Consider the following 26,278-nt stretch of genomic DNA (forward strand, 5'->3'; position numbering starts at 1 on the left):
CAGGCAGCGGTTGAACCGAAAGCAGCGCAGGGCGCTGCGTCCGGTAAAGTTACGTTCTTCGGTCGAGCAAAAAAAGGCGGGGCTGCTGAAGGGGCGCGCGGTTTTTTTGTGTTACTTGTGTGCCGATCAACCAAAGAAACTATGGACCGATACCTGACTTCCTGGTACAGCGAGCGCCTCAATAAGGAGATGCCCATTGCGATGTACGGCCACTATGGCTTTGCCCTTCTGCTGGTGCCCACGGCCGCTGCTGATTTTCTAGAATATGAGCGCTTCCAGCTGATCGACCGGCTCCGCCCCTTCATCGAGGCAGGCAAGCTCAAAGTGTTTTCGATCGACTCGATCAATAACGAAAGCTGGATGAACAACAGCATGGACCCGCGCCACAAGGCCATCCGCCACCAGCAGTTCAACAGCTACGTGTACGAGGAGGTGATCCCCTTCATCAAGACCCATACAAGCCCCGACACGCCCGTGTATACCTGCGGTGCATCCTTTGGCGCCCTGCACAGCATGAACCTGTTCCTGAAGCGTCCCGACCTGATCAACGGCGTCCTCGCCATGAGTGGCGTCTATGACCTGACTGAGTACACGAAGGGGTACTGGGACGACGACGTATATTTCAACTCGCCGCAGCACTACATGCCCAACCTGGGTGATCACAACCACCTCGAAGGCATCCGCCGGAGCCACCATATCCATATCTTCTCCGGGAGCGGTCCCTACGAGGATCCGAACGCTGCGCGCTCCTTCGCGGGCATCCTGTACGGCAAGGGCATCAACTATGAACTCGACGTATGGGGCTCCGAATGGAAGCACGACTGGGAAACCTGGCGGGCCGTGCTGCCGCACTATATCGGGAGCCGGTTTTAGGCCCCCTGGCTCCGGCCCCCTGTCGCCCGAAGGGAGAACTTAGGCCGATGTTTTCCTACGGGAGGAACATTTTCCGAACGTACTTAAGTGTTGCTATAAGAAAGGCCCGGATCGTTTCGCGATCCGGGCCTTTTGCTTGAACGTATTGCTTTGAGAAAAAGTCAAGATTAAAAAGAATGATCCATCTAAGTTCCCCTTTGGGGGACAGGGTGCAGGACTACGCCGGAACTCCCTCGACAGTAGCATTGATGCCTCTATCGATGATGGCCTCGGCTTTGGTCTTGAGGTCGTCGAAGGGGCCTTGCTGCACGGCGTACTTGCCGCGGAAGTGGATGATGTAGGCACACTGCTCGGCCTGCTCCTGGCTGTGGCCGCAAATGTCAACGAGTGTTTCGATGACCCACTCGAAGGTGTTCACCTCGTCGTTCCACACGATGAGCCGGCACGGTTCGTCCGTAAGCACATCGATTTCCAGTTGTTCCTGCGTTTGCGCAGCTTCTTTTGAGAAAGGCATAGTTACCGGTTTTCCTTCCGCAAAGGTAGCACCTTTCCCGGGACCTCAATGGATGAGGACGTTGCCCGCAGGCCAGGAGGGTGCTTCGCGGTTATCAGGCTGGGAGCCAGTGGCTTAGCTTCCGCTTCTACCGCAGCAGGCGGCGCAGGGCGCCGGTATCGAGGGTGCGCAGCAGGGTGCGGATCGCCTTCGGCGCCGGGCCATCGCCCCCGATCTCGGGGTCGGGCTCCGAAAGGCCCAGCGTGGAGTGGTCTCTGAGGGTCAGCAGCTGGATCGCGGTTCGGGGCAGCTTACGGTCGAAATAGCCCGGGTTGAAGGTCATTATGGGAAACTCATTTGCCGAGGCCGTGATGCCCGAGATCGACTCCGTGGCGCCGAAGGCAGGACCCGACCGTTCGGCCGGCGGGATAGCGGCGTACTCGTTCCGGATAAGCTCGAGCACCCCGCTTTCTGCCGGCGCCTTTCTGAGGCGGAGCTCATAATATCGAAACAGCGCATCGAAGTATTGCTGCACGGTCACTGGTATCCAATACGGTCTTCCCGGCTTCGCTACCACGATGATGTTGTTGGCATACAGGTGTACGCCCGTATCGAGCTCCGCCACGAGGCGGGGCGCACCGAAGAACTCGTTGAGACGCCGGGCGGCTGCGTGCAGGGCATCGTCGTAGCCGTCACCCTCGAAGCGGTTGGCCTCATTTGCGATGGTGGCGCCCAGCGCATTGATGTCCACCAGCAGGGAGGGCGGCTCCAGTTGCTGCTTTTGTACGGCGCCTCCATACCGGAACCATTCCTGGAATTCGATCACGGCCTCGCCGGCGATACCGTAGTTATACGGATGCTTGTCGTGCTCGAAGGCAAACAGGGGGCGCGCCTTGAAGCGTACGTCGAAGCCCTTCGGGGCAACGAGCACCGGGTGGCGGCGAAGCACCGCTTCCAGCGCAGCGAAGCTTTTGTCGAACGCAGCCGCTTCTGCCGACGTGAGGCGGTATTCCCTGCTGTGCTCGTCTACCCGATAGGCGTAGGTATAGGCGCCCGACTTTTGTTGCAGGTATTCGCGCTCCCCCTGCGCCCTCGAAGACACGGCACACAGAAGGCAAGCCAGGAGACAGTAGAAGCGGTTGGTCATACACATTGACGGGCGTTTTTTTATTTGAATGCGAGTTCGATATACAGGTCGGTTTGCTGTTCTTCGCCTTCGGAGTGACTACAGCTGCGGGCCTTCAGCGTAAACGACTGTCCTCCTTTGCCGTCGTTCAGGAACCGCAGCAATTCCTTTTCGGGGAATACCGGGTGGATGTAGGATTCGATCATTCCGTTATCGTTCCGGTTGCGCCGCAGGCCCGTTAGCACCCCGTAATCGGGAACGCTGAGCCCGTATTTCTCCGGCGCGGCGGCCGTCCATTGTTTGCTGTTGCAATCGTAGGTGCGCACCGCCAGCTTCGGAGCTGCTGCATTGATGTTCGGCGTGATGCCGCCCACCGCCACGAAAAGACGGATGTAGCGTTCCGGGTGCACCAGCGGTACGGACTCGATCTCGCTGAGGTCGGCGCGGTTGCGGACCAGCGACACCGGGTCGGGCTCCCAGCCTGCGGGCGGGCGCCGCAGTACACTCACCACCGAGCTCAGTGTATAGTCCTTCAGGGTGCCGTTGCCTTCGGCGATGGCGGTCTTCACCAGCTCGTCGTCACAGCGCGTCCAGGTGTTGCGGCTGACACGATAGTCCACCGCTTGCCGCTCGCCGAGGGCGTTGCTGCTCCCGCTCAGGAGCACGCACATCTGTTCAGACGTGCAAACGTCCAGGCGCTGCGTGCCGGCTTGCATGCGGTTGAGCAGGGAGCGGTTCAGTTGAAGGCCGTGGGGCACGCTGTACCGCTCTTCGGTTACTTCGCGCAGCTGCACCTGGCCTTGCGCGTCGAGCTGCTTGCGCACCGTGATCGCGGTCACCGTAAGCTGCATCGGGAAGGCCGTGCGGCCCGCCTGCTGCGCCCTGGCCTCGGGCGTGATCAGTAATACTACAAGTAGCTGGAACAGGATTCGGGTCATGACTCAGGGTTTAAGCAGGTTATCGTCGATGGCGAGGTGAAACAGCGAATGCAGCTCCCAGAGGTATTCCGTCACCTGGCGGATCGTTTCCGGACAGGGAAGGCCTTTCACATTTACGCCCTTGTCCTCGTACCCGTCTTCCCAAAGCTTCACCAGCTTGGGCTCCACGCTTTTCAAAACACCTGCGTATGCTGCCAGGTAGGCTTTGATCGGGGAGGATCCGGCAAGGAACCATTTCTGCATCACCGCCGTGCGTCCCGCCTCTAGCTCGCGCTTGTAGGTTTGCTGGAGGCTGGCAGAGCGCTGGATATAGGGCGCCTTCTGGTTACCTATTGCCGCCAGCAGGTCGGCCCGTTCCTGGGCGCGCTTCATTAGGGCCAGGTTCTCTGCCTGGCTCAGGTTGCGCGTGTTCTGGTAAAAGATATGCGGGCCGGTGGCCGGTCGTGCTTCTGCAACAGCGTCCTGGCGCTCGGCCTCCGCTTCAATCGACTTGATCAGCTTCTCGATGTCGTTCAGAAATTTGCCGAAGGCCGCTTTCGTGGGCTGGGCAGGGTAGGCGGGGACCTGGGCCCAGTAGTAGGCTGCTGTTTTTTGTGCGCGCGCACTGCCTTCGGAAAGGAGAAAGCAGCACAGCACGAAGAGGATGCGGTACATGATCGCAGGTTTTGCGTGTGTGAGGAAAAGTGGAGGCGCTGCAGCCGGTCAGGGCTTGAGCAGGCCGTCTTCGAGGGCCTTGGTGAACACCGCGTGCACCTGGTTGAGGTACAAGACCACCTGCTTGATCGACTCCGGACAGGCGGTGCCTTTTATGTTGATGCCGGTGCCGACGAACGAATCCTGCCACGACTTCACGATCCTGGGCTCGGAACTTTTGAGAAAGGCCGCGTAATCGGCGAGGTAGCCTTTGAAGGGAGCGGTGCCGGAAAGAAACCACTTCGTCGCCATCGCCGCCCGCGCCGCCTCGAGTTCTTTTCCCTTCTGGTCGCAGAGCGCAGCCAGCGCCTGGTCGCGCGCTCCTACCTGTCCCGACGGGCAACGGGTCATCCATTCCTCGATGCTGCGCACTTTAGCCTTCAGCTCGCTTTGGTAATCCTTGTCTGTGCTTTCAAAGCGCGCGTTGATTTGCCCTCCACGCCTGTTCAGGTCTTCCATCAGCTGTACCCGGTCCTGCGTGCGTTTCATCAGGGCCTGTATCTCTGCCTGACTCGCGTTCTGTGGGTTCTGGTAGATCGCCGGCGTGGCCGTGGATGCTTTGGCGGCAACGGCGGCTTCCTGTGCCTGGGCATCTTCGTCGATCGTGCGCCGGAGGTCCTCCACGGACTCGAGGAAGCTGCGGAAGGCTTGCTGCGAAGCAGATGAAGGAAAGGCGGGTACCTGGGCCCAGTAGTAGGCTGCCGGCTTTTGTTGTGCGCGGGAAGGCAACAGGAACAGGCAGCAGGCAAAAAACAGAAGAATGCGTTGCATGATTGTCGGTTTAGAGTTTGATGAATTCAACGCGGCGGTTGTTGGCTTTTCCTTCCGGGCTGGTGTTGGGCGCGGCGGGCTCCGACTCACCTTTGCCATCGGTGATCATACCGCTGACATCCACCCCGAAATCGGCGCCCAGGGCGGCTTTCACAGCGGCGGCGCGGCGCTTCGACAGGTCCAGGTTGGCGGCATCGGCGCCGTCGCTGTCGGTATGCCCGATCACCTTCACCCGGATCCCGGGATTCTCTTTGAGCACCGCTGCGATCTCTTTGAGGGTGCCGTAGGATTCGCCCCTGATCTTGTCGGAGTTGACGTCGAACAGGATACCACGGGTGACCAGCTTTCCTTCGGTGATCAGCTTACTCCGCATGTCGGGCTGGCCGGTGGCGATCCGGACATTCGACAGGTACACCGGCGCCATGTCGTCGTTGCCGTAGTTCAGCCCCGGGTTGTTCGTGAACTTAATGCGGTTGAATTTTGCGGCGGGAAGTCCCTGGGGCAGGTCGAGTACCTTGGTTTCGTTCACATACACGCGAAGGCGCTGCTTTTGTCCCCATACCGACACGTGTGCCACCTTGTTGTACAGTTGGCTGTTTTGCACCTGGTGCGTGCCGCCTGCCTTCTCGCCGCCACCTGCCGTGCTCCATTTCGTTACCTCCCACTCGCCCTGCGTCATCAGGAAGACGCCGGCAATACCGATGCCCTCGGTATTTTCCCATTCATCTTTCCCGGCGGAGTAGATGTTGAGTCCGAAATACGGCTTCTCTTTTTCGTCCACTTCGGTCATCAGGATGTCGAACTCGAGTGTGAAGTTGTCCGGGAACACTTCTTTCAACACGGGTGCATAACCCACGCCGGCGCTCCATTTGAGCCAGCGCCCGGGCACATTGCTCACCGTTACGAGCTCACCGCTGCCGCCCGTATTCCAGTTTACGGGGAAATCGCCGGCGGCGCCTTTCGAGAAGTCCTCGAAGAAGCTCACTTTCTCGCCGGGCACGAAATCGTAGCGCGAAAACGACTGCAGCGACGCTGCCGGTGTGGCCCCGGTGGTGGAACTGACTGTGGTGGAGCCGCCTGTGGTGTGCACAGCCGGTGTGGCGCCGGTGCCGGATTTTTTATTGGCGTTGCCTTTGCCTTTCTTTTTGGCAGCTTCTTCAGCCGCATCGAGCCCGTCGTCGATACCCTTGTCGACCTTTTCCTCGGCGCGCTGCTGTACTTTTTCTTTGATGCGGTCGCCGACGTTGAACTGGGCATTTGCCTTTTGCAGGCCGGCGCCAAGGAGCAGGAAGAGGGCAAGCAGGGACAGGCGGCCGCTACGGGCCGGGGAAAGCGCGTGTGTCATGTTGTAGGTTTTGTACGTTAAAAGTAGACCGGCCCGAAAGCCGGGGCAATAGAACAAAAGTTAGGAGGGGTGTAGTTCTACGGGTCCGTGTGCTCAGCCTTTGCCGAACATCTTGTTGAGGGCCTCCGTGCGGTTCTGCACGTGCAGCTTGCGGTAGATATGGTGTATGTGCTGGCGTACGGTGCCGGTGCTGAGGCCCATCCGCGCGGCGATCTCCTTGTACAGAAATCCCTTGGCCAGCCAGTCGAGTACTTCGCGCTCGCGGGCCGACAAGAGACTGGTGCTGTCGGGCGCGGCCGTGGGCGCGCAGAAGGAGGCCACCACCTTGCGGGCGATGTGCGCGCTCATGGGCGCGCCGCCGGCGTGCAACTCGGTAAGCGCGGTCCGGATGCGGTCCGGCGGCGTGTTCTTCAACAGGTAACCGGTGGCCCCGGCCGCCAGCGCCTCGAACACCTGCTCGCTGTTCTCGTAGATGGTGAACATGGTGAATTGCGTGGCCGGGCAAAGCGGGCGCAGGCGCGAAACGCAGTCGATGCCGGAGAGTCCGGGCAGGTTGATGTCCATCACCACCACGTCGGGCTGTGCTTCCGGGATGCCTTCCAGTGCTGCCTCCGCTGAGCCGAAGGCGCCGAGCACCAGGAAACCGGGGTCTTGCTCCAGGATCCGGACGAGGCCTTCGCGGATCTCCTCCAGGTCTTCAACGATGCAAACGGCGATCGGGTTCATGTGGTAAAGTTCGGGGCGCCGGCGAGGGCGCGCAATAGAACGAATGTTAGGCCTCCACGGTAGCGGGTACTTCGAGGCGCAGCTTTACTGGCCGGCGGCTCAGGATCCGGAAGGTGCCGCCGGCGCGCTCCATGCGCTGTTCCATATTGGTCATGCCGTTGCCTTTCCGCTTCGGCGCCTCCTCCTGCAGGCCGCGCCCGTCGTCTTCCACCGTAATGGCAATGCCGTCGCTGAAGTCCATGCTGATGGTCACCTGTGTTGCGCCGGCATGCTTGATGCTGTTGTGCACCGCCTCCTTCACGGTCAGGTAGATGTGGCGGCGTTGCACACCGGGCAGGCTGCGGTCGGGGATCTCATCGGGGATGTGGAACACATAGGCGATGCCGGCAGTTTCGAGCAGCTCTCCGATGTTGTGGCGGATATACGAAACGAGCTCCTGCAGCTGGTCCTGGCCGGTGTTCATGCTCCACACGATCTCGTTCATCTGGCTTACGAGCCCACGCGCGATCGTGCCGATGCGCGGCCCGTTGCCGGTATCGCCGGCACTCAGGAACACGATGCTGGTGAGGCCCGCGCCGAGTTCATCGTGGATCTCCTGGGCAATGCGGCGGCGCTCCTCTTCCTGGCCCTCGAGGGTGGCGCGCAGGCGGATGACCTCGGCCTCGCGGCCCAATGCCTCGATCTGTTTTTGCTGGAGCGCACGCTTATGCCGGCCGCTGCGGTACGAGAAGAAAAAGGTAAGCAGCAGGAGCGAAAGGGCGCCGAGTACGGCCACCAGCAGTGCCTGCTTCTCGCGCAGGTCTTCTTTGCTGCGCGCGAGTTGCAGCTGCTTGTCGAGAAGGGCTTTGTCTTTCTGGGCCGTCTCGAATTTTTTGTCGAGCTCTTCTGCATTGCGGCGCACCGTGGCATTGGTAAGGGAATCACTGAGGCGAGTATATTCCTGCAGGTAACGGTATGCGGCCGCGTGCTGTCCCAGGCCGGCCTTGATGTCGGCGGCGAGCTTGAACTGTTGCGTCAGGTCGGTGAAGACGCCGGTGGAGCGGCTGATGGCGATGGCCTGCTGTACGTAGTTGTCGGCCCGGTCGAGCGCACCCAGGTAGAAGTGGTTCATGGCGAGGCCGTTGAGGCAGGTGGATATATTGGCGTCGAAATCATTTTCCCGGCAGAGGGCGAGCGACTGCTCGAAGTAGCCGATCGAGCGCCGGTACAGCTGCTGCTTTGCGAAGAGCTCGCCGAGCATCATGAGCGCCACCTGCGTATTGTACGCAGAGCCGGCAGCCCGGCTGATGGCCAGCGATTGCTGGAAGGCATCCAGTGCTTCGGGATACCGCTTCAGCGAGGTCAGCGAGCCGCCCTTATTGGCATATGCGGCCGTAAGCGTTTCGCTGTCCTTGCGCGCCCGGCTGAGGGTGATGCTTTTATCGGCATAGGCGATCGCCTTGTCGAACTGGCGCAGCTCGTCGAACACGGTGCCGAGGTTCTGGTAGATGATATTGAGGAAGCGCAGGTCGCCGATCTTCTCGAACAGCGCTGCTGCGTGGGTGTAGTAGTACACCGCCGAATCGTAGCGCCCCTGGTAGTTGAGTACGTTGGCCACGTTGGCATAGGCCTTTGCCGACTCGAGGGGCAGCTTATGGTCGAGTGCGAGGCGCAGCGCGGCGAGGTTGAGCGCGTAGGAGGAGTCGAGCTGTCCCTTGTAGTTGAGGAGGGCGCTGTAGTAGCTCGCATACTTGATCTGTCCTTTGATATGCCCGCCCTTGACTGCCAGGGCGTAGGCTTTCCGGTAGAAGTGAGCCGCACTTTCCGGTTGCTCGCCATCGAGCTCCAGCGCATAGCCGTAGGCGTAATACGCATCGATCTTGGCAGTGTCTTCGGGCAGTGTGCGCACGAGTTGCAACAGGCTGTCGCGGTTCTGGCCCGCTGCGGTAAAAGTACCCGCGATCAGCAGTGCGGAAAGAAGAATCCCCGGCAGTCGCATACGTTCTGGTTTTACAGGTAAGGTACTCGTTTTTGTGGAAAATTCCGGCAGCTCGCTGCCCTCGCCAGCCAAACAAAAGGGGGCGGTGCACCCGTACCGGAGCGTCGAAACGGGATTATTCCGGCGCGAAGGCGGCATCTCTGTAGCTTGCTGCTCCGGGTCGGCTCGGCCCGGCACCTTTGCTATGCGATTACCGTTGATTGTCCCCGTTTTACTGGCCACCCTGGCCTGGCGCTGCTCCGGGGAGGCGCGTCCTTCGCTGGAAGTGCTTTCGGTGGAGGTGCTGCGCGATGTGCCTTCAGGATCCGCCCTGACCGTACGCGGCGACAGTGCGTACATCGTGGGCGACGATGCGACCGGCATTTACCACCTGGCGCTTACCGGCCGCGGCTACCGGAAGCTGCCCCTCGCGGGGGCGGACATCAGCGAATACCGTATTCCCAGGGAGCGTAAACCCGACTATGAGGCTTCTGCTGTGTTCCCCAGAGGCAATGACCTCTACCTGGTGGCCTTCGGTTCGGGGAGCAAGGCGCCGATGCGCGACAGCGTCCTCGTTCACCCGCTTTCAGGGAGCGAGGCGCAGCAAAGCTTCCCGGCTGCACCCTTCTATTCCGGTTTGCGGGAGCAGCTCGACATTCCTCCGGGATCCTGGAACATCGAGGGCGCTGCCTTATTGGGAGAAGACCTGTATCTTTTCAATCGCGGCACCAACACGATCATCCGCTGCAACGCAGCGCAGGTGCTCGGATTCGTAACGGGCAGAACGACCTCACTGCCTGCGGTGGATGGACGCCGCCTCAGTCTATTGGGGATCAAGGGCAGGGAGGCCCGTATTTCCGGCGCCAGTGCCACCGGCGATGGCCGGATCGTATTCTGCGCTTCTGTAGAAGACACCGACGACTGGACCAAAGACGGGCCTGTGCTCGGTAGCTTTATCGGCATCTGGGATCCACGCACCGGGAAATTGTCTTCGGTCCGGCTGCTTGCCGATGCGGCGGGAAATCCCCTCGTGGAAAAACTGGAGTCGGTGGATGTGCTGAAGCGGGCGGCTGACGGGCAACTGGAGCTCCTGGCAATCGGGGACAACGATGATGGAACCACCCGGCTACTGCGGCTAAGCTATTCCGCGGCCGACTGAGTTTCTACGGGTACTGCTCCTTGCTGGTCCCTTTTTCGACGATCACTTTCGGACGTCGGATTCCTTTTTCCAGAGCAAATACATCGTTTCCGCCCGCCCCGTAAAGTGTGATGCGTCCCGTTTCGGAAGCGCGGAACACCCGCTGGTAAAATGCCGCGCCTTCTTTTTGCCCGGAGGCATCGAGCCGGTGCACGGTCACGGATACAGTGCCGTCGGGCAGCCTGCGCACATCGAACTGCTCGGCGCCGGTGCTGCCGTGGATTTCCACCTTCCGGGCGAGTGCATCATAGTAACGCGAGGCAAAGGAGCGAAGTCGTGCGCGGCGCTCTACGAGGCGCTCGCAGATGGCTGTTCCCGAAAGCGCAACGATCTCCGCGGGCATTGCCTGCAGCGATACGTTGATGACGGAATCGGTAAGGGTGCGCTCGAGGTGAGCGGCGGCCTCGAGCCAGTCGGCTTCGGTCATTTCGTTCGCGAAAAACCGGTCCAGCAGCTGGTCGTGGCTCGTGAGGGTGGTCACGTTGCGGATGCCGAAGTTGAAGCGTTGCATGAGGCGCCGGCGCGTGAGTGCGAGCGTGAGCTTCGTGAGCAGCCCGTTGTAAGTAAAGAAAGCCTGGTCGCGGTCGACGGGCACCGGCACAAAGCGGTAGGCGCCGCTGTCCGGAACGCCCCAGCGCCAGTTGCCTTCGTGGCGGTCCACATCCGAGATCAGGATATCGAAAAGGCGGGCGCGGATAAAGGCACGCCCGTCGGCGCGGAGGCGGTTGTCGGCGCGCATTTTTTCCTTGACGTCGGTGGTGGCCAGGTACTGGCGGTAGCCGCCCAGGTGGGGCGCGTCGCTCCAGTTGCCCGAAGGGCGCTCCTCGAGGAGGTAAAGGGCATTTGCGTAAACGGCATTGAAGGTATCGAGTGCGGGCTGCTCCGGCACGAATACGAGGCGGGGCGCCGGGTGGGGGATGCCGGCAGCCGTGAGCATGGCGGGGAGCGCCAGCGCGGCATAGGGATGCGACATCGACACGCCGTCTTGTACGAGCGATCCGTAGGCGCTGTTCCGTAGAAGTGCGGGGAGCAGGTTGCTGCGGGTCTTATTGACGGAGCGCAGTACATATTCCTTGCCGGCGCGCGAGCGCAGGCGGAGCGAGCGGCTCTCGCCGCCGCCGCTGCGCTGGTAGGGGATGAGGCCGCCGTACAGGGTGTCGAGCCGGACCACCGGTGCCTGTATGGGCGTGGTCCATTCGGCCCGCCAGTTGCGCCCGAACAGGAAGCGGTGGAAGCGCGAGGCGTCGTGCTCCGCGCCGGCTACCACGGGCACGGTGGCCGGGAGCACCGGATCCTGCGCGCCGGCACTGAGTACGGCCAGGAGCAAGGTGGAGAGCACGAAGCGGCGAAACGGGGTCATTGATGGAGCCGGCTATAAAACTGTGCCATCACCTGGATGCGGGACACCGGGCGCCACCGAAAGTTTTTTTTCAAATAGTTCCTTTGTTTTTTGGGGAAAATGGAAAGCCGCCTATATTTGCACTCCCGTCGCGGTAACCGCTGCGGGACAGTTCTTCAAAAGGGAGCTTAGCTCAGCTGGTTCAGAGCATCTGTTTTACACACAGAGGGTCGGCGGTTCGAACCCGTCAGCTCCCACCCGAATAAGCCTCGACGCAAGTTGAGGCTTTCCTTTTACCTCAGGAACGGTAGTTTCGATGGGAGCTTAGCTCAGCTGGTTCAGAGCATTCCGCGTTTGACGCGGAAGGGTCAGCGAACCAGTTGAACGAAAACGATGAAGTAGCGGTGCTCCGGAGAAGGTAAAGACATATCATTGGGAGCTTAGCTCAGCTGGTTCAGAGCATCTGTTTTACACACAGAGGGTCGGCGGTTCGAACCCGTCAGCTCCCACTTAAAAAGTCTCAACTTTCGTTGAGACTTTTTTAATTTCCGTCAATGCCGTGCTGTACCTACATTCTGTTCTCAGAGACGTTGCGGAAATATTACATCGGCCACACCTGTGGCGAGGTTCAAGAACGGCTGCAAAAGCATAACACCAACCACAAAGGATTTACGGGCCGGTCTCCCGATTGTAGGCTCGTTTGGATGAAACCATACCCGGATGAAACTGCCGCTGATCGGCGCGAGCGCGAAATCACCGCATGGAAAAGCAGCAAGCGTATCCAGGCGTTGATCGAGGCAAACAATTCGGCCTCTTTTTAAAATGTTCAGCCGGTTCAGCGCATCCCGCATTACATGCGGTAGGGTCGGCGGTTCGAACCCGTCAGCTCCCACTTAGAAAGAGGTAGCAACATACATTCCTAGCGCGTATGCACAAATGCCTGTACGCTGCTGCTTTTTCCCATCGTGACCTTCAGGTAATAAATACCCGGCGGAAGCCCGTTCAGCCCTACCTGCTGGGAGTAGCGCAGCGACGGTACGCCGGCCTCGTAGCCCAAGACCGGTTGCCCGACACCGTTAATGATTTCGAGTCGTGTGGCAGCGGGCTTCGTGGTTATAATGGTCACCTGCATCCGGTCGCGGGCCGGGTTGGGGTAAAGTGTGACGCGGGTATCGGCATCCAGTGCGGGAACGGAGGTGAAGACGCCGGGTGCCGTCAGGCGGCCGAACAGGAGCATATTGTTGCCGGTTTGCGGAACGGGCAGGTTGTTGAATGCCGGGGTCATGCTGCCCGGAATCCACCCCCTGTGGGTACCGCTTACAAACAGCTTCTGCTGTGGGGTGAAAACCATGTAAACGATCATGTTGTCGCTGTGCGTAAAACCACCGTTCGTAAAGCCGACTACGTTGCCCGAGAGGTCATAGCAGGCCACGAAGCTGCTGGACAGACCATAGGTCGGGTTGATGTTCGAGCCGTTGATGGTGCTGTTAGTGGCGGCGGCGCCGGCTACATAAATGTAGTTGCCGGCAACCTCGAGCGCCCTGCTATAGGTGGTATTGAACCCGTTGACCGGGTTCGCGGCCTTGATCACTTTGAACCATGCCACCGTGCCGGCCGTATCCATCAGCGTCGTATAGACGAATTTATTGGTCGGGTGAAATCCTCCATCCAGCGTAACGCCGTTTACGACAAGCTGCATCGGGAAGCTGTTATTGGCGCCGGTAAACACAATCCGGTTGTTGCCGACCCAACGTGCGTTCGCCAGCTCAAAAAACGAATTGCCGAAGTAATAAACAGGAATGATTTTTTTGACGGCCCCGTCAGCTACCGAGAATCGTCCCACGAACCCTTTCCAGTTGTCCGTTGCCGCCATCGTAAGGGGTATCCCGTCGATTGTGAGGCTTTTGGAATGCACGCCCGCCATCAGCAGCTCCGAGCCGGACGGGCTCACCTGAAGCTTCATCCAGTTGTTGCCGATGTCGTCCATCGGGTAGCGCTTCAGCCAGAGCGCATTGCCGCCTGCAGACAATTTGCCCAGCAGCAGCTGGTTCGCGCCAGGCACCGGTATATTGTCGAAGGACGTCGTAAACGTGCTGTAGTAGGTAACGGCTACATACACGCTACCGGCAGCATCGATCGTTAATGCCGGCGCATTGTCGAAGAGTTTCATCCAGAGCAGCTGCCCATCGTCGCGCATCTTGCAAACGAAATGCTTATTCGGAACGGATTGGCCTGCGAACCCGGTGTCCGCACGTCCCGCGAGAATGATGTCGCCATTCGTATCAACCTGCACCTGGCTCGACAGACTACCCGACCAGGCGCCCTCCGCATGGCGGTAAACCCGCGTCCAGAGGCGCGCGCCGGAAGGGGCGAACTTCGCCAGGAAAACACTTTTGAAATGATCCGCCCCGGTGCGCGTTACGATGAACGTATCAGCAATCCGAAGACTGTCGAAGAATTCACCATAAACAATGATGTTACCAGAATTATCCTGGGCAAGACCGTGGTTGGTCACATAGCCCCATGTGTTGGTGGTGGGTCCGAAGTTACCTGCCGTATTTGCCCAGTCCCAGGTCTGGGCATGTGCACGGGTAGCAAGGAGGAGCAGCAACAGGAGGAAGCAATAGCGGAGGCGCTCAAAGGACTTTCTCATGGGCAGTTAGCGGTTACGGGTTGGCTGATGACGTGTTTCCTATCAAAGATAAGGAAACGGCGTCTTCAGTTGAGGCGCACCGCAGGTAGCCGGTAGTTGTGGCCGTCCCAAAGAAACAGCTCGTGCACCTCCATCGTCCAGAAGCGCGCAAAAGGAGATTGGTCCAGCACCTCGCGGGCCTGCTCCTTGTTGTCGGCGTTCATGGTCACCCATACCTGCTGCGTCTCCATGCTTACGGCATAGTGCTCGATGATCTGCTCGTCGATGAGCTCGTTGATGTAGGCGCGGTGCTCCGGAATCACCGACATCGCTTCGTCGCTCCACTCAAACTGGATGATGGCCTGGTATTTCTTCATCAGGAAAGTAGCGTGTCTATTTGTCTATTGGTCTATTTGTAATTTGTTACCGGTCTTATCCGTAAGTAATCCGTTTCACTGTATTTTCTCTGCTTCGTCCTCTGATTACCCCCATTACCCAATTCCCCTTTAGCACATTAACCCATTAGCACATTAGCACGTTTACTGAACTGTCCAGTCGACGATAGCGTTGGCCCACTCGGCGCGGTACGGGGTGCTGATGCGGATATAGTTGTCGGTGTAGCCTTCCATGAGGCCGTTCTTCTCGTGTCCTTCGAACAGCACCGGGCGTACCTGCCCGGCGTGCTGCTGCGTGAAGTGCTGTTGCTTCAGGTAGCTCAGGTTGCGGAGCGTTTTGTTGCGCTCGTTGCGTACGGGCACCGGCACCACCGGCTTCAGCTCCAGGGCGCCCGTGCCTGCGCGCTCCGAGTAGGTGAACACATGCAGGTACGATACATCGAGCCCGTGCAGGAAGTCGAAGGTCTCGCGGAAGTGTGCGTCGGATTCGGTCGGGAAGCCCACGATCACGTCCACGCCGATGGAACAGTGCGGCATCCGGCTTTTGATCGCTTCCACGCGCTCGGTATACAGCTCGCGGCGGTAGCGGCGGCGCATACGCCCGAGGATGTCGTTGGAGCCGCTCTGCAATGGGATGTGGAAGTGCGGCATGAACTTCTTTGATCCGGCCACGAAGCTGATGATGTCTTCCGTGAGCAGGTTGGGCTCGATCGAAGAAATACGGTACCGCTCGATACCGGCCACCTCGTCGAGCGCCTGCACCAGGTCGTAGAAGCTTTCCTCGTGGCGCTTCGCGCCATCGGGGCCTTTGCCAAAGTCGCCGAGGTTTACACCCGTAAGCACGATCTCCTTTACGCCGCCTTCGGCGAGCTTCCGGGCATGACCGAGCACGTTTTCGATGCTGTCGCTCCGGCTCTTACCGCGGGCCATCGGGATGGTGCAAAAGGAGCAGGTGTAGTCGCAGCCGTCCTGCACTTTCAGGAAGGTGCGTGTACGGTCGTTCACCGACCAGGAGGCATGAAAGCCGGTAACGGCGTCGATGTCGCAGGAAGAGATCTTCGAGGAGTTGCCCTTCGTTAGCTCGCGGAGGTGCGTGGCCAGGTTGAACTTTTCGGCGGCGCCGAGCACGAGGTCCACGCCCGGGATCTCGGAGATCTCCTTCGGCTTCAGCTGCGCATAGCAGCCCGTGATCACCACGAGGCTCTCCGGCGCGCGGCGCTGGATGCGGCGCACCAGCTGGCGGCATTCTTTGTCGGCATTATCGGTGACCGAGCAGGTGTTGATGACGTACACGTCGGCCGCCTCCTCAAACTCCTTTTTCAGAAAACCTTCCGCCTCCAGGTGGCGCGAAAGCGTGGAGGTTTCCGAGAAGTTGAGCTTGCAGCCCAGCGTATGAAAGGCAACGGTGCGCTGTGTGGACATAGCGTGCAAAGGTACGACACAGGAATCGCAGATGTCAGATGTGATGATCTCAGATTTGGGCGTATTATTTAAGAATTTGTGAAAAAAGGGGCTGCCGGTCCCGCCTTTTTGATGCATGTCAAAAAGCGGCAGCCGCGAAGAGATTTTCTTCGTGGCATGAACAACAAAACCTCGATCGGCCCGGTCTTCTTAACTTCCCGCCGATGAAAGCACGTAATGTGATCGCCACCTTGTTCCTGCTGCTGCTGGTAGCCGGATTTTTCCTGCGCCGCCGCTGGCAGGAGCCCGCCGCGCGCGAGGCCTTCGACCGCCACCCGAGCCGCCTTACGCTTACGAAGCATGCCCGCTGCCGTATGGATTGCCGCCACATCTCCGAGTCGGAGATCCGCGAGATCATGAACAAGGGCATCATCAACCTCGCGAAGAGCGATCCGCGCGACAAGCCTTGCCCCACCTATGCCCTGCAAGGCACCACGGAAGGCGGCGAATCCATCCGCGTCATCTTTGCCCAGTGCAGCGATGAAACCCGCGTGATCACCACCTACAACCTGAAGCAGGATTTTGAGTGCCACTGCCCGGGCGACGAACGAAAAAAACACCGCTGATGCGCTTCCTGCTGAAACCTTTCCAGTTACTGTATTCCCTTTATGCCATCGTCACGTTTATCGCTTTGATGATCCCGGTATTCGTGTGGGCGCTGCTGGTGCTGTTGCTCGGGCGCGGCGACCGGGGCAACCTGATCTACCCGGCCTGCACGCTCTGGGGCGATGTGTGGTTCGTGCTGATCGGCGTCCGGCACCGCAACATCTACGAGACCAATGCCGACCGCAAGGCGGCGTACATCTATGTGTCGAACCACATTTCGTATTTCGATATTCCGTCACTGGTCAAGACCTTTCGCCGGCCGGTGCGCCCCCTTGGGAAGGCGGAAACGGCAAAGGTCCCCATCTTCGGCCTTATCTACCGCAACACCATCGTGACCGTAGACCGCAGCTCGCCCGAAAACCGCGCGCGCAGCGTGCGCCTGCTCAAGCAGACCCTCCAGAAAGGCATCTCGGTGCTTGTGTTTCCGGAAGGCACCTTCAATGAAACGGGCAAGCCCCTCAAGTCGTTTTACGACGGCGCCTTCCGCATCGCCATCGAAACCGGCACGCCGATCCAGCCGGTATTGATGCCCGATACCTACCGTCGGATGCACTACCGGTCGGTGTTCTCGCTCACACCGGGCCGCAACCGCGCCATCTTTCTCGAACCGGTGCCGGTGGACGGGCTCGGGTTCGACGACATCGGCCGCCTGAAGCAGGAAGTGTTCGACCGCATGGAGCGCCGCCTCATCGAGCTGGGTGCCGAATGGATCGGGGAGGAGGCTCCGGGGAAGCCACCCGCTGACTCGTAAGCCGGCACAGTCGCTTTTTTGTGAAAGGTTGCTCGTGATCGCTTCCACAAAGGCACGGTTGGCCCCGATGCGCTCCGTACGTGATCGGGCGCGCCGGTATCCTTGTAAACGAAAGACGCTCAGTGAGTTGCCGGGCAGGCCGGAAAAAAGGCCGGGTGCTACCGGAAAAAAAGCAGGAAAACAGGTGCATTTTCCCGGGTTTCCCGCATTGCGGGGTTGCGGTAATCCCGTTACTTCGTCAACAAGCAACCCTTTTCCAATGACACAGACAGAACTCCACAGGGCGGTCCGTATCATTATCACCTGCGCCCGGCGCGTACACGAGATCCTGGGACCCGGCTTCGAGGCTTCGGTGTACCAGGAGGCGCTCTACCTCGAGCTCGAGAGCACCCCGCTTACCTTCACCCGCGATCATGCACTTCCCGTGCGCTACGAAGGCGAACTCGTAGGCGAGCACCGCTTCGACTTCGCGCTCGACAACGATATCGTGGTGACGCTGCGCACCGACGCCCGCATGGGGAAGTCGCACCACGCGCAAATGGACAACCTGCTGCACTACTTCAACCTCCGCACCGGCCTGCTCCTCAACTTCGGTGCGGCGCGCTTCCAGCAGAAACGCCTGACCAACAAAAAATACCGCGTCTTTCCCTTTTCTCTCAATTAACTTGCACCCTTCCCGTGCATGTTTGCTGAGATCGTCATACCACTTGCCCTACCGAAGAATTACACCTGGGAGATCCCCGCGCACCTGCAGGAAGGACTGCGGATCGGCTGCCGCGTGGAAGTGAACCTGGGCAAGCACAAGAAGTACTCCGGTATCGTAAAGGCGATCCACCCCGACAAGCCGAAAGGCTTCGAAACAAAGGAGATCCTCAACGTCCTTGATCATGAGCCCGTGATCCATGCTTGGCAGCTGCGCTTCTGGGAATGGCTCGCCGACTATTACATGGCCACCGAAGGTGAGGTGATGGCCGCCGCCCTTCCGGCGCACTTCAAGCTCTCCAGCGAAACGATCCTGGTGTTCAACGAGGAGTTCGGCGACGATTTCTCGACGCTCGATTCCGAAGAATACCTCGTGGCCGAAGCGCTCCTGATGAAGCAGGAGCTGCGCCTCACCGAGGTGCAGGGCATTCTCGACAGCACCCACGTGTACCCGATCGTGAACCGCCTTATGGGCAAGAAGGTGTGCTTCGTGTGGGAGTCGCTGAAGGAGAAGTTTGCTCCGCGCAAGGAGACCTTCGTACTGCTGGAGCCCGAATACAGCAACGAAGACCGGCTGTCGGAGCTGCTGAACAACTGGAGCCGCGCGCCGAAGCAGATGGAGCTGCTCCTCGGCTACCTGCACCTCCTGAAAACGGAGGGCGAGGTAATCAAGGCAAGCCTCCTCAAGAAGGCCAATGCCACCGATGCACAGCTCAAGGGCCTGGTGGAAAAGGGCATCCTGCGCACGGAAAAGCGCAGCGTGGACCGCATCCAGTACCTGCCAAAAGACATACACATCGATTTTACGCTGACGCCGGCGCAGGAAGAAGCCTTTGTACAGGTGGAGACGGCCTTTGTAGAGAAGCCGGTCTGCCTGCTGCATGGCGTGACCTCGAGCGGCAAGACGCTGCTCTATATCCGCCTCATCGAGCAATACATCCGCAAGGGCCGGCAGGTTTTGTATATGCTGCCCGAGATCGCGCTCACGGCGCAGATCATCCGCCGCCTCCAGAAATACTTCGGCGGACACATCGGCATTTACCATTCCCGCTTCAGCCACAACGAGCGCGTGGAAATCTGGAACAAGGTCAAAAGCGGGGAGCTCAAGGTGGTGCTCGGCGCCCGCTCCTCGCTGTTCCTGCCCTACCAGGACCTTGGCCTCATCATCTGCGACGAGGAGCATGATCCCTCGTACAAGCAACAGGATCCCGCGCCGCGGTACCATGGGCGCGACGCCGCGATCTACCTCTCGGGCCTCACTGGCGCCAAGGTGTTGCTGGGCAGCGCCACGCCCTCGCTCGAAACCTACCACAATGCTCGCAGCGGCAAGTTCGGGCTCGCCGGACTTACGGAGCGCTATGGCGACGTAAAGCTGCCGACGATGCAGCTCGTGGACCTGCGGGCGGTGCCGCGCAAGCCGGGGGAGAAAGTGATGTTTTCGGTGCACCTGCTCGAAGAGCTGAAGCAGACCGTGGCGCGCAAGAAGCAGGCGATCCTGTTCCAGAACCGGCGGGGCTATGCGCCCTTCCACCTATGTACGGTCTGTGGCTGGATCGCGCAATGCGAGCACTGCGACGTATCGCTCACCTTCCATAAGTTCTCCAACAAGCTCAAATGCCACTATTGCGGCAACATCTACCCGCCGGTACTTACCTGCCGTGGCTGCGGGTCGGACAAGCTGGTGCAGAAAAGCTTTGGTACCGAGCGAATCGAGGAGGAGCTCGAGCAACACCTGCCCGATGCCAAGATCGCGCGCATGGACTTCGATGCCATCCGCAACAAGAACGCGCACGACGTGCTGATCCAGCAGTTCGAGCAGCGCAAGATCGACATCCTGGTGGGCACGCAGATGGTGGTAAAGGGACTCGATTTCGACAATGTGGAACTTGTGGGTGTGATCGATGCCGACGGACTGCTGCATTTTGCGGACTTCCGCGTCAATGAGCGGGCCTTTCAGCTGATGGAGCAGGTGAGCGGACGCGCGGGCCGGCGCGATGGGGTAGGCGATGTGCTGATCCAGACCAACCTGCCCAACCACCCGCTGCTGCAGCACGTGCTGCGCCACGATTACGTCGGGATGTTCCTGGAGGAGCTCGACAAGCGCCGGCAGTTCTTTTACCCGCCGTTCTCGCGCGTGGTGCTGCTCCACTTCAAGCACAAGGAGCGCGACGTGGTGAACGATGCGGCCCATCATTTTACGCGCCTCATGCAGCCGGCCTATGGCAATTATCTGGTAGGGCCGGCCGAGCCGATGGTGCCGCGTGTACGCAATATGTACCTCATGGAGCTGATGCTGAAGCTGCCGCGTGACAGCCAGCTGCTTTCCCGCTGCAAGGACGATATCCAGCGCTACACCGCGATGCTCCACCACGAAGGAAAGTTCAAAAAGGTGATCGTGGTGCCGGATGTGGATGCGGTCTAGCCCCCTGTCCCCCGAGGGGGGAACTTAGGCTGGATCATTCTTTCCTTCCAATTAAACGATTTTTCGATTGTCTACCGGCTTTACAGCGAGGTTTGCCGGGACTTGCGCAGTTCAAACATCGCATCGTATTCCAGTACTTCATTTCCGCGGGCGTCTGCTTTCGCTTTGGCGACCATGGCGCGGGCCACATCGGCGGCCTCTATGGGTTTGTATTTGCGCAGGCCGCCGGCAAGCGCGAACGAAAACGTCTTCATCAGCACCTGCCCGATGCGTTCGCCGACGCGCACCTCGCGGCGGTTGCCGAGGAGCATCGACGGACGGAAGATGGAGGTGGCGGGCAGCCCGGCGGCGCGCACCGCGTCTTCGGTTTCGCCCTTGAGGCGGAGGTAGAAGTTGCTACTGGACGCATCGGCGCCCACCGACGATACCAGCAGGAGGTGCCGGCACCCGGTTTCACGTCCGAGGCGTGCCGCATTCACGGGAATGTCGAAATCGATCCTGCGGTACGCTTCCTTGTCGCCACCCACCTTTTGCTGCGTGGTTCCGACCGCGCAAAAAATAAGGTCCGAGCCGGCAATGGCATTGCGGTACGCGGCCGCGTCGTTGAAGTCGACCATCCGGAGCTCCGTGCGTGGTCCGTCGAACGGCACCGGCCGGCGCAGGAGTACGCGGATCGTTCCGAAAGCAGGATCGGCCCGTAGCGCTTCGAGCAGGTGGCCGCCGATGAGGCCTGTGGCGCCGATGAGTGTGGTGGTCATAGCCGGAGTGTGTTGTTTGTGGATTCGTGCTGCCCGTAAAAGTAGGGCCTGGCGGCCGGTTTCACTCCATCCGGTCCGAAGCGCTTCGCAAAGCCTTCCTTGCCGTAGCTTTACCGCATGTCGATCCTGCAGGAGCATGTTTCCGTGAAGCCGATTACCACCTTTGGAGTAGCGGCGAGCGCCCGTTATTACGCACCGTTTGCGAACCTCGATGAGCTCAAGGCCCTGCTCGACCACCAGGGCGACGCCCCCCTGATGGTGCTGGGCGGCGGCAGCAACGTGCTGTTCACGCGCGATTTCGAAGGCCTCGTACTGCACAATGGGATCACCGGCATCGAAACGATTGCCGAGGACACCGAATACGTATATGTACGGGCCGGCGGCGGGGAGAACTGGCACGGCTTCGTGCTGCATTGCGTGGCCAACGGCTTTGCCGGCGTCGAGAACCTGTCGCTGATCCCGGGCAGCGTGGGCGCTTCCCCGATGCAGAACATCGGCGCCTACGGCGTGGAGATCAAAGACGTCTTTCATGAGCTCGAAGCCTTCCATATCCGAGAGCGCAGGCTCGACACCTTTACCCTCGAAGACTGCCGCTTCGGGTACCGCGAGAGTGTATTCAAGAACGTCTATAAAGGACAGTACGTCATCACCTCTGTTACGTACCGCCTCCGGAAAACACCCCGGTTCCATACCGAATACGGCGCCATCCGCGAGGAGCTGGCGCGTATGGGCGTACAGGAACTCAGCATCGGGGCCATCTCGCAGGCCGTCATCAACATCCGCAGCTCCAAGCTCCCCGACTGGCGCGAGGTGGGCAACGCAGGCTCGTTTTTCAAGAACCCGCAGGTGCCGATGGAGCATTACGCGACACTGAAGGCCGCCCACCCATCGATCGTGGCGTTTCCGCAGGATGCCGGGATGAAGCTGGCCGCAGGCTGGCTCATCGAGCAGTGCGGCTGGAAGGGGTTCCGGCGCGGCGATGCCGGCTGCTACCCGAAACAGGCGCTCGTACTCGTCAATTACGGCGGGGCTACCGGCGGCGAGATCTTCGCGCTCAGCAGCGAGATCATCGCCTCGGTGGAAGAAAAGTTCGGCGTGACGCTCGAGCGCGAAGTGAATGTCGTTTAGGAATTTTTTCTTGCAGGTGCAACGTGGCATCCCGCAAAGGGGTCAGAGCACAAACACACAATCATGAAGCGCCTGTTTCCGACCCTGAGCCTCGCCGCCGTGCTCCTGTTTGGCTGTACCAAGAACTGCGAAAACGATCAGCGTCCGGTTGACCTCGAAATCGTAGATGCCGGCTTGCCCGATGGATCCGTACAAGGCCGGAACATCCGAGCACACGTACGCTACGCCGTTCCCGGCTCCTGCTACGGCTTCGACCGCTTCGACATCAGTTCGCGGGCGAGCGCCTTCGATATCCGTGTAAAGGGATTCTATGAAAGCAGGAGTGTCTGCCAGGACTATCTCGCCCTTCCCGATTCCGTCATTTCCATCAACGCGCAGGCGCCGGGACGCTACGCACTGAATTTCTACAATAAGGACGTGCTGTTCCGGACCGATACGGTACTGGTTAATTAAAGCGGGATCTGCCCCGTCAGGAGTGGACGCAGCCCCAGGGTTGCGTTTTGCTTTTGTAGGCAACCGGTCCGCATGATCTGGTGGCGGCGCTTCATTTCTAAAGAAATTGCAAAAGCGGGGGCCTCGTGCAGCGGTAATGCCTCCTGCTGTGTCGAAGAGGAAACGAAACACCATGTACAAGACCTCCCTGCTCGTGCTCGGCGTGCTTTGGCTCGCGAGCTGTAAGAAAGACAACAACAGCACCCGCGTGGAAACCCTGCTCACGATCGACTCCACGAAAACACCGGCCGCGGCAACGCTCAACACTGCCTTCACCGCGCGGGTGCGTGCCACAGGTGCCAACCTGTGTTACCGCTTCGAGCGCATGCATGTGGACTCTACCGCACCGCGGGAGTGGGCCGTTCGCACCATCGGGTCGGTGCAGCAGGGCGGCGCCTGTGCCCAGGCCCTCTACCGCGTCGACACGACCGTCACCATCAAGCCGGGGTTGCCCGGACAGCACATCGTTCGCTATTACAACAGCGGCAACTCCCTGTTCAAGGCCGATACGGTGGTAGTCAATTAAGTGCGCCCGTATAAAGGCATCCCAAACGGCGGCTTGCTAGTCACGGTCGTATCGATCGGGCTCCTTTCCGGTTTAGTGTCGTGACCACCCATCGACCCTGTAATTCTACGGGTTGAACGTTGGCTGGCGTCTCCAATGGAAAAGCGCCCCCGGTAGCCGGGAGCGCTTTCTATGTGTAGCCTTGAACGGGGGTGATCAGTTGAAATCTTCTTCTTCATCTTCCTCGTCGGCGGCCGTAGGCATCGTAAACATGCTCCCCATGAGGTCTTTGAACTCAACCGAAGTATCCAGGATCTTTTTCGAAATCAGCGAATAGGAGGCGAGGCCGTGCAGCACGAACTCCATGAGCAGCGCCGCTTCTTTTTCATTGGCGTGCCCGAAGGTCTTTTTCACAAGGGCATGCAGCCCGTCTACCGCGTAAAGGGCATTGATCTTATCGCGGTCGTTGAGACCGAAGAGCAGGTTCAGGTGGTTACCCTTGTCGAACCAGCCCGTGATAGCCTTGTAGGGGTTCTCCACCGGCTCGGGCGCCGCGCCCTTGCGCGGGGCCCTTTTCTTCAGGGTTTCCGGGTTGGGGAAATATTGGGCAAACTGGGTGCGGATGGCTTTGTTGAGCAGGTTCATCGCCACCTGGTACGGGCCTTCCTGCTCGCCTTCGTATACCAGCTCGATCTTGCCGGTGATGGAGGGGATGATGCCTACCAGGTCGGAGATCCAGACCTGCGTATTGTCTTCCCGGTTTACGAGCGCGCGCCGCTCGGCCGCCGAAACGGCGTTCTCGAAAGCCGAGATCGTGAGTCGGGCCGACACGCCGCTTTTCTTGTCCACGAACTCCGAAGCACGCGCCTCGAAGGCTACCTGCTCGATGAGGCGCTTCACGAGGTCGCTGACGGCAACCGATTCTTTCTGGCGGTCTCCGAGGTCGGCTTCCTGCTCGGTGATGGCGAGGGCATCCTCGAGGCTTTTCGGGTAGTGGGTCAGGATCTGGCTCTGGATGCGGTCCTTCAGCGGCGTCACGATCGATCCCCGGTTCGTATAGTCTTCCGGGTTTGCGGTGAATACGAAGAGGATGTCGAGCGGGAGGCGCAGTTTGAAGCCCCGGATCTGCACGTCGCCTTCTTCCAGGATGTTGAACAGCGCTACCTGGATGCGCGCCTGCAGGTCGGGCAGCTCGTTGATGACGAAGATGCCGCGGTTGCTTTTCGGAATGATGCCGTAGTGGATCACCCGCTCGTCGGCAAAGGAAAGCCGCAGGTTGGCGGCCTTGATCGGGTCCACGTCGCCGATCAGGTCGGCCACGGTCACGTCGGGTGTCGCCAGCTTCTCGCCATAACGCTGCGAGCGGTGGATCCATTCGATGGGGGCGTCGTCGCCCTTTTCGGCAATAAGTTCTTTGGAGTAGCGGGAGAGGGGCGCCAGCGGGTCGTCGTTAATGTCGGAGCCGGCAACCACCGGGATCCATTCGTCAAGCAGGGCGGTCATCTGGCGGGCCATCCGCGTTTTGGCCTGCCCGCGGAGGCCGAGGAAAAGGATGTTGTGCTTGCTCAGGAGCGCGCGCTCCACGTCAGGGATCACCGTCTCTTCGTAGCCGACGATACCCGAGAACGTCTCTTCCTGGGCCTGCAGCTTTTTGATCAGGTTCTCGCGCAATTCTTCCTTGATGCTCCTGGGCCGGTAGCCGCTCTCTTTCAGCTCCCGGATCGTGTTGATCCGTTTGATATCCATTGCTTTCTTGTCTTGTGCCATATCTTTTCTCGGGCGACGCATCACGAGGCGTTGGTATTTAGATGATCGTGGGGACGCATCGTTGATGCGTCCTTACCGTGTTAATAAAGAGTTTTACGCTTCCCGCTTTCAAAGTCTTTGAAGATGAAGGCGCCCAGCTTGTCGAGCGAGGCGAAGAAGGCCTTGCCGTTATTGGTCTCCGTAAATTCCTGTACGAAGCGCTGCAGGTACGGATCGGTGGCGATCATAAAGGTCGTGACCGGGATCTTCAGCTTCTTGCACTGCGCGGCCAGGTTCATGCAGCGGCTCGTCACCTTGCGGTCGAGGCCGAAGGAATTCTTATAATAGCGCTTCCCGATCTTGAGGCAGGTAGGCTTGCCGTCGGTGATCATGAAGATCTGCTTGTTCGGGTTTTTCCGGCGCCGCAGGATGTCCATCGCCAGCTCGAGTCCCGCCACCGTGTTGGTATGATAGGGGCCCACCTGCAGGTAGGGGAGGTCCTTGATCTCCACTGGCCAGGCGTCGTTGCCGAACACCACGATGTCGAGCGTGTCTTTCGGGTAGCGCGTCGTAATGAGCTCCGAGAGCGCCATCGCCACCTTTTTCGCAGGGGTGATGCGGTCCTCGCCATAGAGGATCATCGAGTGCGAGATGTCGATCATGAGCACCGTGGACGTTTGCGCCTTGAAGTCGTTCTCCCGGATCTGCAGGTCGTCCTCGCTCATCGAAAACGAGTCGAGTCCATGGTTGATCTGCGCCGTGCGGATCGACTCGGTGAAGTCGATCTGCTCCAGCATGTCGCCAAACTGAAAGGGTCGTGTGTTCGGACTTTGCTCGTCGCCCTGGCCCGGCTTGAAGGTATTGTGGTCGCCGGCGCGCGACTTCTTGAGCTTCCCGAAGATTTCCTCGAGGCTCCGCTTGCGGATGCCCTGCTCGGTCTTAGGGGTGATGCGGATCTCGCCGGCCTCGTTGTTGTCGGTAAGGTAGCCCTTGCCTTTCAGGTCTTCGATAAAGTCGCCCATGCCATACTCGTCGTCGGTGAGCTCATATTGCTTGTCGAGCTCGTTGAGCCATTGGAGGGCTTCGCCCACGTCGCCACTGGTGTAGGTGAGTAGTTGCAGGAAGAGGTCGAGCAGTTGCTCGAAGCGGGTCTTCCCTTGCTCGCTGGGATCAAACCGGGTAAACTGAAAACCACGCATAAGGGATACAATGTACAATAAA

General features: G+C 59.7%; 25 protein-coding genes and 2 tRNA genes. 12 read left to right on the top strand and 15 right to left on the bottom strand.

What is annotated here, in order from left to right; all coding sequences use genetic code 11:
• The first annotated feature begins 141 nt into the window (after positions 1 to 141).
• A complete protein-coding gene (locus ABD937_RS08625; protein WP_345255105.1) occupies positions 142 to 873 on the top strand; it encodes an esterase family protein in 732 nt (243 codons plus the stop codon).
• Between the two features lie 217 nt (positions 874 to 1,090).
• Here ABD937_RS08625 and ABD937_RS08630 read toward each other — a convergent pair whose 3' ends face one another.
• The 8 genes from ABD937_RS08630 to ABD937_RS08665 all read right to left on the bottom strand — a co-directional run bounded on the left by ABD937_RS08630 (position 1,091) and on the right by ABD937_RS08665 (position 8,943).
• Positions 1,091 to 1,387 (bottom strand): ATP-dependent Clp protease adaptor ClpS, encoded by a 297-nt coding sequence (locus tag ABD937_RS08630; protein ID WP_345255106.1) that lies wholly within the window; start codon positions 1,385 to 1,387, stop codon positions 1,091 to 1,093.
• Between the two features lie 127 nt (positions 1,388 to 1,514).
• Positions 1,515 to 2,513, bottom strand: coding sequence for a hypothetical protein (locus ABD937_RS08635; RefSeq protein WP_345255107.1), 999 nt, complete (start codon positions 2,511 to 2,513; stop codon positions 1,515 to 1,517).
• A 20-nt stretch (positions 2,514 to 2,533) separates the two neighbouring features.
• Positions 2,534 to 3,430, bottom strand: a complete 897-nt coding sequence (locus ABD937_RS08640) for a hypothetical protein (protein ID WP_345255108.1) — start codon at positions 3,428 to 3,430, stop codon at positions 2,534 to 2,536.
• A 3-nt stretch (positions 3,431 to 3,433) separates the two neighbouring features.
• Positions 3,434 to 4,084 carry a hypothetical protein gene (locus tag ABD937_RS08645; RefSeq protein WP_345255109.1) on the bottom strand — a complete coding sequence of 217 codons (651 nt, stop codon included), beginning with the start codon at positions 4,082 to 4,084 and terminating at the stop codon, positions 3,434 to 3,436.
• A gap of 48 nt (positions 4,085 to 4,132) precedes the next feature.
• The gene (locus ABD937_RS08650; protein ID WP_345255110.1) at positions 4,133 to 4,894 is read right to left on the bottom strand and encodes a hypothetical protein; all 762 of its coding nucleotides are present in this window, start codon (positions 4,892 to 4,894) and stop codon (positions 4,133 to 4,135) included.
• Between the two features lie 10 nt (positions 4,895 to 4,904).
• On the bottom strand, positions 4,905 to 6,239 hold the full coding sequence (locus tag ABD937_RS08655; protein ID WP_345255111.1) for an OmpA family protein: 1,335 nt from the start codon (positions 6,237 to 6,239) through the stop codon (positions 4,905 to 4,907).
• A gap of 93 nt (positions 6,240 to 6,332) precedes the next feature.
• Positions 6,333 to 6,965 (bottom strand): response regulator, encoded by a 633-nt coding sequence (locus tag ABD937_RS08660; protein ID WP_345255112.1) that lies wholly within the window; start codon positions 6,963 to 6,965, stop codon positions 6,333 to 6,335.
• A gap of 46 nt (positions 6,966 to 7,011) precedes the next feature.
• Complete coding sequence (locus ABD937_RS08665; RefSeq protein ID WP_345255113.1) at positions 7,012 to 8,943, bottom strand: ATP-binding protein; 1,932 nt, start codon at positions 8,941 to 8,943, stop codon at positions 7,012 to 7,014.
• A gap of 184 nt (positions 8,944 to 9,127) precedes the next feature.
• Here ABD937_RS08665 and ABD937_RS08670 point away from each other — a divergent pair, with 184 nt between their 5' ends.
• Positions 9,128 to 10,081 carry a DUF6929 family protein gene (locus ABD937_RS08670; protein WP_345255114.1) on the top strand — a complete coding sequence of 318 codons (954 nt, stop codon included), beginning with the start codon at positions 9,128 to 9,130 and terminating at the stop codon, positions 10,079 to 10,081.
• A gap of 4 nt (positions 10,082 to 10,085) precedes the next feature.
• Here the strand turns inward: ABD937_RS08670 and ABD937_RS08675 are convergent, their stop codons facing one another.
• Positions 10,086 to 11,480: a hypothetical protein gene (locus ABD937_RS08675; RefSeq protein WP_345255116.1), complete on the bottom strand. Its 1,395-nt coding sequence runs from the start codon at positions 11,478 to 11,480 to the stop codon at positions 10,086 to 10,088.
• 161 nt (positions 11,481 to 11,641) lie between these two features.
• Between ABD937_RS08675 and ABD937_RS08680 the strand changes: the two genes are divergently transcribed.
• The 3 genes from ABD937_RS08680 to ABD937_RS08690 all read left to right on the top strand — a co-directional run bounded on the left by ABD937_RS08680 (position 11,642) and on the right by ABD937_RS08690 (position 12,280).
• Positions 11,642 to 11,716: transfer RNA gene (locus tag ABD937_RS08680), tRNA-Val, on the top strand.
• 177 nt (positions 11,717 to 11,893) lie between these two features.
• Positions 11,894 to 11,968: transfer RNA gene (locus tag ABD937_RS08685), tRNA-Val, on the top strand.
• Between the two features lie 45 nt (positions 11,969 to 12,013).
• Positions 12,014 to 12,280 (top strand): GIY-YIG nuclease family protein, encoded by a 267-nt coding sequence (locus tag ABD937_RS08690; RefSeq protein ID WP_345255117.1) that lies wholly within the window; start codon positions 12,014 to 12,016, stop codon positions 12,278 to 12,280.
• A 98-nt stretch (positions 12,281 to 12,378) separates the two neighbouring features.
• Here the strand turns inward: ABD937_RS08690 and ABD937_RS08695 are convergent, their stop codons facing one another.
• From ABD937_RS08695 to mtaB, 3 genes are all read right to left on the bottom strand, one after another.
• On the bottom strand, positions 12,379 to 14,112 hold the full coding sequence (locus ABD937_RS08695; protein ID WP_345255119.1) for a T9SS type A sorting domain-containing protein: 1,734 nt from the start codon (positions 14,110 to 14,112) through the stop codon (positions 12,379 to 12,381).
• A 65-nt stretch (positions 14,113 to 14,177) separates the two neighbouring features.
• Positions 14,178 to 14,468: a YciI family protein gene (locus tag ABD937_RS08700; RefSeq protein WP_345255121.1), complete on the bottom strand. Its 291-nt coding sequence runs from the start codon at positions 14,466 to 14,468 to the stop codon at positions 14,178 to 14,180.
• Positions 14,469 to 14,630: 162 nt separating this feature from the next.
• Complete coding sequence (gene mtaB / locus ABD937_RS08705) at positions 14,631 to 15,908, bottom strand: tRNA (N(6)-L-threonylcarbamoyladenosine(37)-C(2))-methylthiotransferase MtaB (protein WP_345255122.1); 1,278 nt, start codon at positions 15,906 to 15,908, stop codon at positions 14,631 to 14,633.
• Positions 15,909 to 16,111: 203 nt separating this feature from the next.
• Here mtaB and ABD937_RS08710 point away from each other — a divergent pair, with 203 nt between their 5' ends.
• The 4 genes from ABD937_RS08710 to priA all read left to right on the top strand — a co-directional run bounded on the left by ABD937_RS08710 (position 16,112) and on the right by priA (position 20,428).
• The gene (locus tag ABD937_RS08710) at positions 16,112 to 16,513 is read left to right on the top strand and encodes a DUF4258 domain-containing protein (RefSeq protein WP_345255123.1); all 402 of its coding nucleotides are present in this window, start codon (positions 16,112 to 16,114) and stop codon (positions 16,511 to 16,513) included.
• The gene (locus ABD937_RS08715) at positions 16,513 to 17,304 is read left to right on the top strand and encodes a lysophospholipid acyltransferase family protein (RefSeq protein WP_345255125.1); all 792 of its coding nucleotides are present in this window, start codon (positions 16,513 to 16,515) and stop codon (positions 17,302 to 17,304) included. The genes ABD937_RS08710 and ABD937_RS08715 overlap by 1 nt, the downstream gene beginning before the upstream one ends.
• A 259-nt stretch (positions 17,305 to 17,563) precedes the next feature.
• Positions 17,564 to 17,968: a GxxExxY protein gene (locus tag ABD937_RS08720; protein ID WP_345255126.1), complete on the top strand. Its 405-nt coding sequence runs from the start codon at positions 17,564 to 17,566 to the stop codon at positions 17,966 to 17,968.
• Between the two features lie 18 nt (positions 17,969 to 17,986).
• Positions 17,987 to 20,428 carry a replication restart helicase PriA gene (gene priA / locus ABD937_RS08725; RefSeq protein WP_345255127.1) on the top strand — a complete coding sequence of 814 codons (2,442 nt, stop codon included), beginning with the start codon at positions 17,987 to 17,989 and terminating at the stop codon, positions 20,426 to 20,428.
• Positions 20,429 to 20,508: 80 nt separating this feature from the next.
• Here the strand turns inward: priA and ABD937_RS08730 are convergent, their stop codons facing one another.
• Complete coding sequence (locus tag ABD937_RS08730; protein ID WP_345255128.1) at positions 20,509 to 21,186, bottom strand: NAD(P)H-binding protein; 678 nt, start codon at positions 21,184 to 21,186, stop codon at positions 20,509 to 20,511.
• A 117-nt stretch (positions 21,187 to 21,303) separates the two neighbouring features.
• Between ABD937_RS08730 and murB the strand changes: the two genes are divergently transcribed.
• From murB to ABD937_RS08745, 3 genes are all read left to right on the top strand, one after another.
• The gene (gene murB, locus ABD937_RS08735) at positions 21,304 to 22,314 is read left to right on the top strand and encodes a UDP-N-acetylmuramate dehydrogenase (RefSeq protein WP_345255130.1); all 1,011 of its coding nucleotides are present in this window, start codon (positions 21,304 to 21,306) and stop codon (positions 22,312 to 22,314) included.
• A gap of 63 nt (positions 22,315 to 22,377) precedes the next feature.
• Positions 22,378 to 22,767 (top strand): hypothetical protein, encoded by a 390-nt coding sequence (locus ABD937_RS08740; RefSeq protein ID WP_345255131.1) that lies wholly within the window; start codon positions 22,378 to 22,380, stop codon positions 22,765 to 22,767.
• Between the two features lie 172 nt (positions 22,768 to 22,939).
• On the top strand, positions 22,940 to 23,332 hold the full coding sequence (locus tag ABD937_RS08745) for a hypothetical protein (RefSeq protein ID WP_345255132.1): 393 nt from the start codon (positions 22,940 to 22,942) through the stop codon (positions 23,330 to 23,332).
• Between the two features lie 195 nt (positions 23,333 to 23,527).
• On the opposite strand, the gene ABD937_RS08750 is transcribed toward ABD937_RS08745, so the two are convergent.
• Positions 23,528 to 25,057 (bottom strand): magnesium chelatase, encoded by a 1,530-nt coding sequence (locus tag ABD937_RS08750; RefSeq protein WP_345255133.1) that lies wholly within the window; start codon positions 25,055 to 25,057, stop codon positions 23,528 to 23,530.
• Between the two features lie 101 nt (positions 25,058 to 25,158).
• Complete coding sequence (locus ABD937_RS08755) at positions 25,159 to 26,256, bottom strand: vWA domain-containing protein (RefSeq protein ID WP_345255135.1); 1,098 nt, start codon at positions 26,254 to 26,256, stop codon at positions 25,159 to 25,161.
• Positions 26,257 to 26,278 lie beyond the last annotated feature (22 nt).

The organism is Flaviaestuariibacter amylovorans, assembly GCF_039541815.1.
Classification (GTDB): domain Bacteria; phylum Bacteroidota; class Bacteroidia; order Chitinophagales; family Chitinophagaceae; genus Flavisolibacter; species Flavisolibacter amylovorans.